Raw genomic sequence first — 12,539 nt, 5'->3', positions numbered from 1 at the left:
ACCAGCCGGGTGTGCTCACCGAGCTGATGATCCCCAAGGCCGAAGGCGGCCACCGGGTCCTGCGTGTGCCGACCGTCCGGGACCGGATCGTGGAGCGTGCCGTGCTGTCGCAGCTGCGTCCGCACCTGGACCCGGTGTTGGGACCGAGCAGCTACGGATTCCGGCCCGGGCTGGGCGTCGTGGACGCCGTCCAAGCGCTGGTGCGGCTGCGTGAGGAGGGGTTCGGCTGGGTTCTGCGCACCGACCTGCACGACTGCTTCCCCAGCGTGGACCTGGTGCGGCTGCGTCGGTTGCTGGAGATCCTGATCGTCGACAGCGACCTTCTGGACCTGGTGGACCGGCTGCTGGCGCGCCCCGCCCCGGGCAACAGCATGCTCGGCCCGCCCATGGGCTGGCGCAGGGGTCGCCGCGGTCACCGCTGTGGGCCAACCTGGTTCTTGAGGACTTCGACGACCGGCTCCGCGCCGCCGGCTTCCCCCTGGTCCGCTACGCCGACGACGTCGCCGTGCTGGCCTGCGACGAGCGCGACGCGTGGCAGGCGGCGCGTGTCGCCTCCGAGGCAGCCCAGGAGATCGGGATGACGCTGGCCGCGGACAAGACGGAGATCATGTCATGTGACGAGGGCTTCTGCTTCCTCGGCGAGGACATCGGTCCTCGGTATCCGCCGGTACTGGACCTGCGCGCCGAGGTACCCGAGAACCGGACCGTGTATGCGGGGATCCAGGGCAGCAGGGCGCACATCGAACGCGGCCGCGTCCTCGTCGAGCACGACGGCACCGAGGTGCTGGACGTTCCGGCCGGGCTCGTGGCCCGCATCGTGTGTTTCGGCGCGGTCGGCGTCAGCTCCGGGTTGCGCAACTGGGCACTGTCCGACGGCGTCGAGCTCGTGTTCTGCTCGCAGCGGGGCCGCTACCTCGGCCAGACGGTGTCCGGCCCGAGCGGCAGGCTGCAGCGCCTACGCCGGCAACTGGCCCACACCGCCGATCCCGCGCTGTCGGTGCCGTTCGGCCGGGTTCTGATCGACGCCAAGATCCGCAAACAGGTCGTGCTGCTGCAGCGGATGGTCCGACGTGAGCACGCGGCGGAGCTGTCCGAGGCGATCGCGTCGATGCGCGGCTACGCCGCCATGCTGCCGCAGGCCAGCGACCACGCCGAGATCATGGGGCTAGAGGGCGCTGCCGCGCGCGCCTACTTTCAGGCGTGGGCCGCGTTCCTGCCCGCGGAGTTCGGGTTCGCCGGCCGCACCCGACAGCCACCACTGGACGTCGTCAACAGCGCGTTGTCGTTCGGCTACGCGGTTCTGGCGTCCGAAGCGGTGTCCGCGCTCGCGGCTGCCGGCTTGGAACCAGCCGCCGGTTTCCTGCATGCCGACCACGACCGACGTCCGAGTCTGGCGCTGGACCTCATGGAGGAGTTCCGGCCGCTGGTGGTCGATCAGGTCGTGCTGGAACTGGTGCGCCGTCACCGGTTGGGGCCGCAGCACGGCCGCCGTGATGACGCCCGCGGCGGGATCCTGTTGACCAAGGCGGGTCGGGAAGCGGTGCTGGACGGCTACGAACGCTGCATGCTGACGGTGACACGCGGCGCCCTGCCCGGGTTCGCGGGCAGTCTGCGGCGCCACCTGTATCGGCAGGCGCAGGTGGTGGCGGCGTGGGTGGAGGGAATCGGGCCGCTGCCGGTGGGGCTGTCATGGCGCTGACTGTGCTGGTGTGTTACGACATTTCCGCCGATGGTGCCCGCGCTCGCGTCGCCGCCTATCTGCAACAGTGGGGCGATCGCCTGCAGCGCAGTGTGTTCGTCTGCGCGGTGGCGTCGGATGAGTTGGCAGAGGTGACCGGCCGTCTCGCGGCGATGATCGAGCCGTCCACCGATGCCGTGCACGTCCTGCCGGTGTGTGGGACGTGCTGGTCCAAGCTCGTCGCGATCGGCCAGGCCGAACGCGAGCCGGACAAGCCGTACTGGGCGGCGCTGTGACGCTACTCCATTCAGGGAGGGGGCTGTGAAGATCGAACACTGGTCTCGCGCGCAGTGCCTGGAGCTGCGGCGATACGGTCCTCAGCGGCGAGAAACGATCATCGATGGCGTGGAGTGCAGGTCCGCGTGTAGCAGGCCTTCATTGCTGCTGGTTGGAGGCTCGTCGAAGTAGGTAGGGTCCAGAAGCACGTCACGCCGAAGGGCGTATAGAAACATGGCACCGCCCTGCCCCAGACGCATCAGGATCAGGTCAAGTCCAGAATCACGTCACGCCGAAGGGCGTATAGAAACAGGACGGTGACGCCTGCGCCGATCTCCAGCAGCATCATGTCCAGAATCACGTCACGCCGAAGGGCGTATAGAAACTTGATGGCCATGATGAGGCGGGTGAGCGCCGAGCGCTGGCCCAGAAGAACGTCATGCCGAAGGGCGTATAGAACTGAACCGGCCGGTGGGCAGAATCTCGAAGACGGGGCGGCCCGGAAGGACCTCACGCCGGAGGGTGTATGGAAACGGTGACGATGGAGGGCGGCGTGCCGTCCATGAGGAGTCCAGATGGGCCCCCGCCGAAGGGCGTATAGAAGCGGGTGAGCGTTGAAGGGCGCGTAGTAGACCTGGCGGTCCAGATGGGCGTCACGCCGAGGGCGTATGGAAACCTCCGCACCCATGGGTAACGGAGCGATCGCCGCGTCGTCCAGATGGGCGTCACGCCGAAGGGTGTATTGAAACCAGAGGCGGCCGGTCGAACCGCCGGCTCAGCGGTTCGAGTGCAGAAGCGCGTCAAGTCGAAGGGCGTATGGAAACTCCTGCTCGAGGCTGTCGAGCACGCCGGCGGCAAAAGTCTTGCGTTCGGAAGTGCGTCACGCCGAAAGGCGTATGGACACTGGCTCCGGGATGGGGTTCAGTAGCTTGAAAGTCCTTCAAGTCAGAATGGCGTCACGCCGAAGGGCGTATAGAGACCCGAGCTTTCCGTCGTGGTTCTGACGCTTGGCGAGGATAGTTGAGATGGGTGTCACACCGAAGGGTGTATCGAATTCCGCCTGTTGGAACTCGGCTGAGTAGAAGTCGAGTTCACGCAGAAGGACCTATAGGAACGTCAGAAGATGTGCCATCGGGACTTGAACCAGCCGTCAAGATGGACGTCACGCCGACTGGCGTGCCGATCGACCGGAGGATGACTCGAACCGGAGGATGACCTGTCGACGGCGGTGTTGCGTGTGAGTGGAGACGCCGGCCGGCCGTCTCGCAGCGATAATCAAGGCGTCAGCGGATGCTGTGCACGTCCTGTCGGTGTGTGGGACGTGCTGGTCCAAGCTCGTCGCGATCGGCCAGGCCGAACGCGAGCCGGACAAGCCGTACTGGGCGGCGCTGTGACGCTACTTCATTCAGGGAGGGGTCTGTGAAGATCGAACACTGGTCTTGCGTGCAACGCCTGGGCCTGCGGCGATACGGTCCTCAGCGGCGAGAAACGATCATTCATGGCGTGGGTTGCAGGTCCGCGCGCCGCAGGCCTTCATTGCCGCTGGATGGAGGCTCGCCGAAGTAGGTAGGGTCCAGAAGCACGCCACGCCGAAGGGCGTATAGAAACGTGAAGGTGATCATCCAGCCCTTGTCGCCATCCGGCCGGCGGGTTCAGAAGCACGTCACGCCGAAGGGCGTATAGAAACGCGTCAGTGCCGGCCCTGTGGATCGCATTGCCATCGAAGATGTCCAGAAGGACGTCACGCCGAAAGGCGTATAGAAACGGTCAGGCCACCTTTCGGTGTCGTGCAGGAGAAGAAGACAAAGGTCCAGAAGCGCGTCACGCCGAAGGGCGTATAGAAACCGTCACGTACTGACGCCAGCGACGCTCCGCGGAATTTCGGTCCATAAGCACGTCACACCGAAGGGCGTATAGAAACGAGCTTGGGTTGGCAGGAGGTTTCCTGCGATGGCCGCCCGTCCAGAAGCACGTCACGCCGAAGGGCGTATAGAAACGCACAGCTGCATGTTGCCCGTGTGGAACGTGACAGTCACGTTCAGAAGCACGTCACGCCGAAGGGTGTATAGAAACGTGATGCACGTGGTGTCGCCACTGCCGTCGTTGCCGGCCGTCCAGAAGCGCATCACGCCGAAGGGTGACATTTGAATAATTCGGAACGCCACCGGTGCGGCACTTCGGTGCTGGCATCGAATGTACGGGTGACCAGGCGGGCTCCGCTGGACGACTGCAGGGCGACGATGGGAGACGGCATCTGGGCCGAGCCGGAACGGCCATGACTTCCGGTGATCGATCCGCCGGCACTATCAGTCCCCAATGGAACATTCGCTCGCTGTTGGAACGTGATCGTAAAGCGCATGGCGCACGCAACTGACCGGCGCCACCGCGGTAGCTGCGTCTGACAATAGCCTTCTGTGTGCCCGCTGGTCCGACCGTGTAGCGGTAGCGCCGAAGGATCACGATCACCACCGAGATACTGGATACTGACCTCGTGGCCGACCATTCGGACTCACACAACGATCTTTCCGGCGAAGTGCACGGTGCCGTCGTGCAGGCGGGCAGGATCGACCGCGTCGTCGTAACCGGTGCTGCACCGGCCGCGCGCCTGACTCCACGGCTGTTGCCACCGGCGATCCGCGACTTCGCGGGCCGGTCTACGGATCTGGCCGCCATGGACACACTGCTGCCCGCTGACGACGACACGGACAGCACCACCGTGATCGCGACCGTGGACGGTGCTCCAGGGGTCGGAAAGACCACCTTGGCCGTCCAATGGGCCCATCGCGTGCAGCACCGATTCCCGGACGGCACGCTGTTCGCGAACCTAAGGGGCTACGGCCCCAGTGCCCCGCTGGACCCGCTCGTGGTGCTTGCCGGGTTCCTGCGCGTCCTGGGGGTGGCGCCGGACGCGATCCCGGGCGAGTTGGACGCCCAGTCCGGCATGTACAGGTCGCTGCTGGCGGGACGACGGGTCCTGATCGTGCTGGACAACGCCGCGAGCCCGCAGCAGGTGCGGCCCCTGCTGCCCGGCTCACCGGGCTGTCTGGTGCTCGTCACGAGCCGCTCCAGCATGTCCGGCTTGATCATCGCCGAAGCGGCCAGCCAGCTGACATTGGACCTGTTCACGCCGACGGACGCGCAGGACCTGGTGCGGCGGATCATCGGCGCGCCTCGAGCGACGGCGGAACCGACCGCGGTGAGCAGCTTGATCGCGTTGTGCGCGCGGCTGCCGCTGGCCTTGCGGATCGCGTGCACCCGGATCGCCGCGCGTCGCGCGCTGACCGTCGCCGACGCCGTCGACGACCTCACCGACGGCGAGGACCGGTTGGCAGAGCTCAGCGCGAGGGGAGATGAGCACAGCGCGGTGGACACCGTGTTCGACTGGTCCTACAGCCAGCTGCCACGAGATCTCGCCCGGACCTTCCGGCTGCTGGGGGTGCATCCCGGTGGGGAGTTCGGCGTGCCGGCCATCGCCGCCGTGACCGGCATGACCCAGCACCTGAGCTATCGGCACATGGAGTCGCTGGCCGACCTGCACCTGGTCGAGCCCGCCGGGCGCCGGCGGTATCGCGTGCACGACCTGCTGCACGCCTACGCCGCTCATCGCGCGGCCACCGACGAACCCGAGACCGCACGCGTCGAGGCGTTGACGCAGGTGGTCACCTGGTACGCGCACACCGCGCTGGTTGCAGACCGGCTGGTGTTCCCCGGTCTACCCACTGTCCCTGTTTCCGTGGTTGCTGTGCCGCCCGCGGTGGAGTTGGCCGACCGCGACCAGGCGCTGGCGTGGTTGAACGGTGAGGTGACCACCATGATGACGGCGCTGCGGACCGCGGTGGATCACGAGCTGCTGGGCCCGGCGATGGCGTTGGCGGGAACGGCGCGTTTTCTCACCCTGCGCGAACGCTCCTGGCTGGTGACCCAAGAGCAGGCGCAGTCGCTGGGACTGCGCGCCGCGCGGGCGTGCGGCGACGTCGGCGTCGAGTCGTTCCTGCTGGCCTCGCAGGGGGACACGCTGTCGAGGTTGGGGCGGTTGAGCGAGGCCGAAGTGGCGATGTCCCAGGAGTTGGCGTTGGCTCAGCGGTCCGGCGACGGGGATCGGCAGCGGGTGGCGTTGCTCGGTTTGGGGTACGTGCGCATGCAGCAGGCGCGCTGGGTCGACGCGCGAGTCTACTACCGCCGGGCGCTTCCCCTGGCCCGGCACAGCGGCGATGCACGGTCCGAAGCCGTCGTCGAGTGCAACCTGAGCCGGATCGCGGCCAACCTCGGGCAGTTCGAGGTCGCGCTGGCCCATGCCACGCGGGAGCGCGTGCTGCGCCACACTGCCGGTGACCAGGTCGGCGAAGCCTGGGCGGTCCACGACGAGGCCGTGGCCTGGCAGGGCCTGGGCGACCACGAACGGGCACTGGACCTGGCCGCCGCGGCGATCGCCCAGTACGAGGCCTTGACCGGCACGGGCAGGTACCGCGCCTTGGTGCTGTGCACCGCGGCGACCTCCCATGAGTACCAGGGGCGGCCCACGCTCGCTCGGGAATGTCTGACCCGGGCCAGGGAACTGTTCACGGAGGTCGGGGATCCACGGGCGGAGGCCGTCTCCCGGCGGCTGGCGGCCGTCGGCGCCGGAAACACTGACCTATCGGGGGAGGGGTGAGGATTCATGCGGTGAGGTCGCAGGTCGGGCAGTCAGGTCGGTGGGCCACCGGCGCCAGCGGGAGGGCCGTCATCGTGAGCAGGTCGAGCGCGACGGTGGTGTTGGTGTGCTGTGCGGGAATGCCGGTGATCAAGCGCATTACCGCGTGGGCGGCGAGCAGGCCGCTGGTTCCGGCGGTCACCGCGTTCGACGCGGCTGGTGGCCGACGCTCGGGTGCTGGCTCGGGTGCGACGGGGCGCAGTCCGGCGCGGCGGCGTTGGTCGCGAGCGTCGGCCAGGACGCAGTCGTAGCAGGGGGTGCGGTCGGGTTGGTACGAGCCGACGGCGACCACGGGGCCGTGGTAGCCGCAGTGCACCCAGGCCGTGCCGGTCGCGTGACAGCCGTGGTTGACCCAGGAGGTGATCTCCCGTGGTCGGTCGGCGGCAAGCAGGACCACGTCGAAGCCTGGCGCGAGCGTGACAACGTCAGCCGGACCGTCGATGGCGCGGTGTTCCCCGGTGATGGTGATGTCGGAGTTGTGGGCGCGGAGCCGGTCAAGGGCGGCGGCGACCTTCGACCGCCCCAGATCGTCGTCGGTGTAGAGGATCTGGCGGTTGAGGTTGGACATCTCGACGGCGTCGAAGTCCAGGCAGTGCAGGACACCGACACCGGATTGCGTGAGCGCCAGCGCCGCGGTGCTGCCGGCGCCGCCGAGCCCGATGAGCAGGACCCTCGCCTGCTTGAGCGCCAACTGGGCGTGCCAACGGGTCGCGCGGGGCGTGTCGTCGATCCACTGCCACAGACGCTGGCTTCGCGCGTGGCGGTCCAGGTCGCGAGCGGTCAGCTGCGGTGGCGCTGAGCGGCCGGCATCCTCGAGGTGGCCGCGCCCGGCCAGGTCGTCGATGTCGGTGCGGACACGGTCAGCGTCCAGCTGCGGGAAGCGGTGGACCAGATCGGCGATGACCTGGTCCACCGTCCGTGTGCCATCGAGAAGCTGCAACAGCGCCCACACCGAGCCGTCGCGGTCGTCGATATCAACGGCGATACCGGGCACGGCACCGCCGATACGAATGCGGTTCCGGCCATAGCGGACGGGTCGATGTTCATGTTTGACGCGCGGGCGCTTCATCGACATAACTCCTCTAGTTGTTCTGGTCAGGGTCACACAGGACCAGGTCGAGTTTCGGCTCCAAGAACTCGATCATCATTCGCCACCTCCTTTCCCTATCGCCACCCAATTCGCCTCGGTCGCCAGCAGGCATTCATGCCGCACGGCGTCGTCGTCGGGCCGGGATTCTCGGACCCGGATTCCGCGCGCGAAGAACCCACGGGAGCACTCGGCGATCACCGGGCGCTCCCGCGCACCTGTGCCACCCGGCCGGACGTGGCTGCGCTGACCTCCCGCCACATGTCCACTGCTGGGGCTCCCACACGCCAGCGCACACTGGATGGTGCGGGCCAACCAGCGTTGGTAGCGATGGGCATCAGCGCGGCGAGTGCGCTCGCCGACCCAGAGCCGCGCTGCCGAACCCCAGGGCCGCATACCACTTCGAGTGCCGCCACCCGCTCATTCTTTCGAGTGATCATTGCCGACTCCCCGCATCGAATCCCGCGTTTGAGGGAATGATCCGGCACGCCGGTTGACACTCTGGTTGCCATGGACTCGACACTGAACCTGCCATTCGCCGGCGACCGACGATCGCCGATAACCTGACACCTACACAAACGGGGGTGTGACACGCGAACACAGGATCGAATTTCCTAGGATGGGACGCGTCAAGGGGGCCTGGTGAAGTTTCAGATCCTTGGTTCAGTCCAGTTGCGCCACGGCGGGCGGCAGCTGCGGCTGGGACGCGCCAAAGAACGCGCGCTGCTCGGTGTGCTCCTGCTCAATCACCACAAAAGGGTCACCACGGACACCCTGATGCACGCGTTGTGGGACCACAACCCACCCGAGCGAGCCCACAAGGACCTCCAGGCCTACGTCAGCCGGCTGCGCGCCGCACTGCGGTCACAGGGCTGCACCGCGGAGATCCTCACCCAGCACCACGCCTACGTCCTGCACGCCGACGACGACCAGCTCGACCTGACCCAGTTCAAGGCATTGCGCGCCTCCGCGGAGGCCGCACGGCGCGCGGGCCGCGTCGACGAGGCCGCCCGGCACCTGTACGAGGCGATCGAGCTGTGGCAAGGACCGCCCCTGGCCGACCTACACACCAGCTGGGCGGAACTGGTCCGCGAAGACCTCGACGCCTACCACCGCCTGCCGGGCTACCAACTGCTGTGCTCCGTGGAACTGGACCGCGGCAACTATTACGACGCGCTCGAACTGCTGGACACCATCACCTCCGGCCACGAGCTGGACACCCGGTGCATCTCGCTGCGACTGTCCACACTCAACGCCGCCGGCCACTACGCCGAGTTCGATTCCTACTGGAAACACATCTACCGCCGCACCGTGGAAGCCTTCGGCACCGGACCAGGACGCGAACTCCGGCAGCTGCACCAACAACTGCTCTTCGAACGCGACGCCCTGATCAGCGAGCATCCGGCCGTCGCCTCGGTCCCGGCGCCCCTGCCCCCACCCGCCCAGCTACCACCCACCATCGACGACTTCGTCGGCCGCGCCGAGCAACTCAGCGAACTCGAAACCCTGCTGGCCCAGGCGCAACTGACCCGACAACCCACCACCCTGATCATCGCCATCACCGGCGGTCCCGGCGTCGGCAAGACGACCACCGCCCTGCGATGGGCCCACGGCATCCGCGACCGATTCCCGGCCGGCCAGCTCTACGCGGACCTGCGCGGCTACGCCGACACCCCGCCCCGAGACCCCGGGGAGATCCTGGGCGAGTTCCTCCAGGCGTTGGCCGTGCCCGTCGGACAGATCCCCGCCGGGGTCGAGGCGCGCGGCGGCCTGTTCCGCAGCGTGTTGGCCGGCCAGAACGCCCTGATCGTCCTGGACGACGCGCAGGACTCCAGCCAAATTCTGCCGTTGCTGCCCGGAGCGTCGGGATGCGTCGTGTTGGTCACCAGCCGCCACCGTTTGGCGCCCCTGGCGACGCGCCACGGCGCCCGCCGCGTCGCCCTGCCGCCGTTGGCGCAGGCCGAGCGACTCGACCTGTTCAGGATGATCTTTGCCCGCAGCCGTCGCCAACGCACCGACCCGGTGGCACTGTCCGGGCTGGCCGATCTGAGCGCCGGCCTCCCACTGGCGGTGCGGCTGCTCGGCGAACGGCCCTCGACCTGGCCGAGATGCCGCTGATGGAGCTGGTCACCGCGCTGCGCGCGTTGCCGAGCAGTCTGGCCGCTATCGACGACGGCCACGACAGCGACGATGCCCTGCGCGCCAGCCTGGCCCGCTCCTACCGGGTCTTGCCCGCTGAGGTCGCGCGGCTGTTTCGTCTGCTCAGCCTGCATCCGGGCGACGAATTCAGCGCCGAGGTCGCCGCCGCGACCATCGGCACACCCGTCGCGGCGTGCCTGCCGATGCTGCGATCGTTGGCCTCGGTCCATCTCCTCGAGCACGCCGGCGTCCGCTTCATCTTGCCGCCGCTGATGCGCGCGTACGCCACCGAACTCGCCCACGACGCCACCGCGCCGCAGGAGTTGGCCGACGCCCGCGTCCGGATGCTCGACTGGTACTGGGCCGGGGCCAGCAGCGCCGACCAGGCGGTGTACCCGCACCGCATCCAGCGCGCTGATTTGGCGCCACCCGCGGCGGCGCCGCCGGTGATACTGGAGTTCGGCCCTGCGGCGATGGCGTGGCTGAGCACCGAGCGCACCAACCTCAGCGCGGCGATCGTCCTGGCCAGTGAGCACGGCCTGCCCCACGCTTGGCGGATGCCGGTTCTGCTGCGGGAACTGTATCTGCTCAACAACTTCCGCTCCGACTGGAAACGCACGCATGAGGTCGCGCTCGTCGCGGCGCACCAGGCCGGCGACGACCAAGGCGAGGCCGGCATCCACCTCGGCTTGGCGTTGCTGGCACGCCTGGACGACGAGCCAGCGAAATCATTGCAGGGCCTGCGCTCCGCGTTGGAGCTGTTCGGCAAAGCCGGAAACCGGCGTGGCGAGGCGACCACCCGCCACTACCTGGGCAACCACTACCGCTACGACCGCGAGTACACCACCGCGCAGACCTTCTACGATCACGCGCTGCGGCTGCGGGTCGAGGAAAACGACCGCAGCGGCCAGTCAGCGACCCTACACGCGCTCGGCGTGATCATGGTTGAGCAAGGCGACGCCACCCAGGCACGGGCGTACCTGCACCAGGCCCTGGACATTCGCCGCAGCATCGGCTACCACGTGGGCCAGGCGGCCACCCTCACCGAGCTCGGAATGCTCGCCGACAGCGAGGGAGACACCGAAACGGCACTCACAGTGTTGGACGAGGTCGTGGCGCTTCAGGAAACCCAGACCGCGGACCACGAGGACGTGGTGCGCGCGTTGACGACATTGGCCGACATCCACGTCGACAGAGGTGACTACGCCCAAGCCGCAGCGCGTGCCCGCTACGCGATCGGCCTCTGTCACCCTCACAACGACCGCGAACACGCAATCCGGGCGTCGACGACCCTGAGCGAGGCGCTGGAACATCTCGGACGCCACGACGAGGCGCAGGAGGAAAGCCGCCATGCACGCGAGCTGCTGGTCGACCTCGACGTGACACCCGCGATCGAACCCACCGCCGTCAGGCTCACCGTGCTCAGTGACAGCGACACCGACGACGACACAACAGAGCCATCCGACCTGCCATAGGCGCGAAACGACATGCCAGGCTGGATGGGGGAGGACCGGCTCACCCGCCTCAAGGTCCGACCACTGTGAGGTGCACCGGCGCGGCGCGGTGAGTGGCTCACACCCCACGCACTCGACTACGCACGAGCCCTTGACGGCGGGTACCTGACCGGCGCGGAGACGGGACGCTTCGTCCACAGAACCGCCAAAGGCGAAGGTCGAGCGCTCGCAAACACCATGCCCAGTGGGAGAAATTGACACGCGATCGGCGGCATGAGCGAGCGTTCTGCGGAAACCAGCAGGGGGCTTGTCGGGCCGGCGTCCTCACCTGTCACGAGCGATGACCACCAGAATCCGTCGCTCAGACGACGGACGCTCGGAAGGGATCCGTGGGAACGATCTCTGCCTCGTCGAACAGCTGCTCCAACGCCTCGTGCCCGTGACGTCTGCGGAACTCGATCTCGGCGGCGGTGACCGGCAAGGCCCACAGGATCCGGGCGTGTCCGCCAGGCAGTGGGCACTGTTCGAGCGCGGGACCGTGCAGATAAGGCAGGCTGATCAGTAGATGGTCGCAGGTCGATCCGGGCACCCACGGATCACCGATCGGCATGCTGTGCTCGAGGTCAAGCCGATGACCTCCGCAGTGGTAGTAGGCGATCATCCCCATGAGCTCGACGAAACGCTGATCGCGGACGTGGGCGGTCATGACGAACTCAAGTCCGTGACCGTCCTTCTCCGCTGAGGCCCAGCATCCGGCGGTCACGTAGGCCCAACTGTCGCCCTGCGGACCGGGTGCCACGGTGACGACGCGCAGATCAGGTACTATCTTTCGCCGTTCTGGACCGAGGTCGAAGTCAACGACTTCCACGGTGTGCCCGATGAAGAATGCGCGGATGTGTGACTCGACGGCGTCAGCGGCAGCCAGCCTTGCATCACTCACCGTGCGATCATCCCAGACTGCGATCGACCTCGTCCCTGGCCGCCGCACCGACCAGCCCGTCGGGAACCCAGGCTCGGGAACCCACGTGGTTTGGCCGAAAAGGCCTTCGATCCACGCACAGGACTTGATCACCCGTAACGGTCGTCGCTGACATGCAGGAAGTTCGCCGGCAATCGAACAATCGACCATCGGCACGACAGCCTTCGTTGCATCAGACGTCAGGCTCCAGATGCCATCCACGCAGCCGGAGTGTCTCTGGCGCTGACCCGTTAGAG

Annotated in this window: 8 protein-coding genes, 1 pseudogene and 1 CRISPR repeat array; of the genes and pseudogenes, 6 read left to right on the top strand and 3 right to left on the bottom strand. The window is 67.5% G+C overall.

What is annotated here, in order from left to right:
- Positions 1 to 26 precede the first annotated feature (26 nt).
- The 3 genes and pseudogenes from BCF44_RS20690 to cas2 all read left to right on the top strand — a co-directional run.
- Positions 27 to 580, top strand: a pseudogene (locus BCF44_RS20690) (reverse transcriptase domain-containing protein); the annotation flags it as partial.
- Positions 578 to 1,699, top strand: coding sequence for a CRISPR-associated endonuclease Cas1 (gene cas1, locus BCF44_RS20685; protein ID WP_147328561.1), 1,122 nt, complete (start codon positions 578 to 580; stop codon positions 1,697 to 1,699). The pseudogene BCF44_RS20690 and the gene cas1, both read left to right, overlap by 3 nt.
- The gene (gene cas2 / locus BCF44_RS20680) at positions 1,690 to 1,974 is read left to right on the top strand and encodes a CRISPR-associated endonuclease Cas2 (RefSeq protein ID WP_116175935.1); all 285 of its coding nucleotides are present in this window, start codon (positions 1,690 to 1,692) and stop codon (positions 1,972 to 1,974) included. The genes cas1 and cas2 overlap by 10 nt, the downstream gene beginning before the upstream one ends.
- A 245-nt stretch (positions 1,975 to 2,219) precedes the next feature.
- On the opposite strand, the gene BCF44_RS58550 is transcribed toward cas2, so the two are convergent.
- Positions 2,220 to 2,351: a hypothetical protein gene (locus BCF44_RS58550; RefSeq protein WP_281283127.1), complete on the bottom strand. Its 132-nt coding sequence runs from the start codon at positions 2,349 to 2,351 to the stop codon at positions 2,220 to 2,222.
- A 1,173-nt stretch (positions 2,352 to 3,524) separates the two neighbouring features.
- Positions 3,525 to 4,027: a CRISPR direct-repeat array (repeat unit 37 nt).
- A 598-nt stretch (positions 4,028 to 4,625) separates the two neighbouring features.
- Here BCF44_RS58550 and BCF44_RS20670 point away from each other — a divergent pair.
- On the top strand, positions 4,626 to 6,605 hold the full coding sequence (locus tag BCF44_RS20670) for a tetratricopeptide repeat protein (RefSeq protein WP_147328560.1): 1,980 nt from the start codon (positions 4,626 to 4,628) through the stop codon (positions 6,603 to 6,605).
- Positions 6,606 to 6,609: 4 nt separating this feature from the next.
- On the opposite strand, the gene BCF44_RS20665 is transcribed toward BCF44_RS20670, so the two are convergent.
- The gene (locus BCF44_RS20665) at positions 6,610 to 7,638 is read right to left on the bottom strand and encodes a ThiF family adenylyltransferase (protein WP_246015334.1); all 1,029 of its coding nucleotides are present in this window, start codon (positions 7,636 to 7,638) and stop codon (positions 6,610 to 6,612) included.
- Between the two features lie 735 nt (positions 7,639 to 8,373).
- Here BCF44_RS20665 and BCF44_RS20660 point away from each other — a divergent pair.
- Both BCF44_RS20660 and BCF44_RS20655 read left to right on the top strand, forming a co-directional pair.
- Positions 8,374 to 9,849, top strand: coding sequence for an AfsR/SARP family transcriptional regulator (locus BCF44_RS20660; protein WP_116175932.1), 1,476 nt, complete (start codon positions 8,374 to 8,376; stop codon positions 9,847 to 9,849).
- Entirely contained in the window at positions 9,849 to 11,345 is a 1,497-nt protein-coding gene (locus tag BCF44_RS20655; protein WP_170217641.1) for a tetratricopeptide repeat protein, read from the top strand. The genes BCF44_RS20660 and BCF44_RS20655 overlap by 1 nt, the downstream gene beginning before the upstream one ends.
- A 340-nt stretch (positions 11,346 to 11,685) precedes the next feature.
- Here the strand turns inward: BCF44_RS20655 and BCF44_RS20650 are convergent, their stop codons facing one another.
- Positions 11,686 to 12,504, bottom strand: coding sequence for a suppressor of fused domain protein (locus tag BCF44_RS20650; protein WP_246015332.1), 819 nt, complete (start codon positions 12,502 to 12,504; stop codon positions 11,686 to 11,688).
- Positions 12,505 to 12,539 lie beyond the last annotated feature (35 nt).

Origin of the sequence: Kutzneria buriramensis (assembly GCF_003387475.1) — a bacterium.
GTDB lineage: Bacteria > Actinomycetota > Actinomycetes > Mycobacteriales > Pseudonocardiaceae > Kutzneria > Kutzneria buriramensis.
Note: the sequence above shows the minus strand (reverse complement) of the source record. Positions and strands in the feature narration are given on the sequence as shown.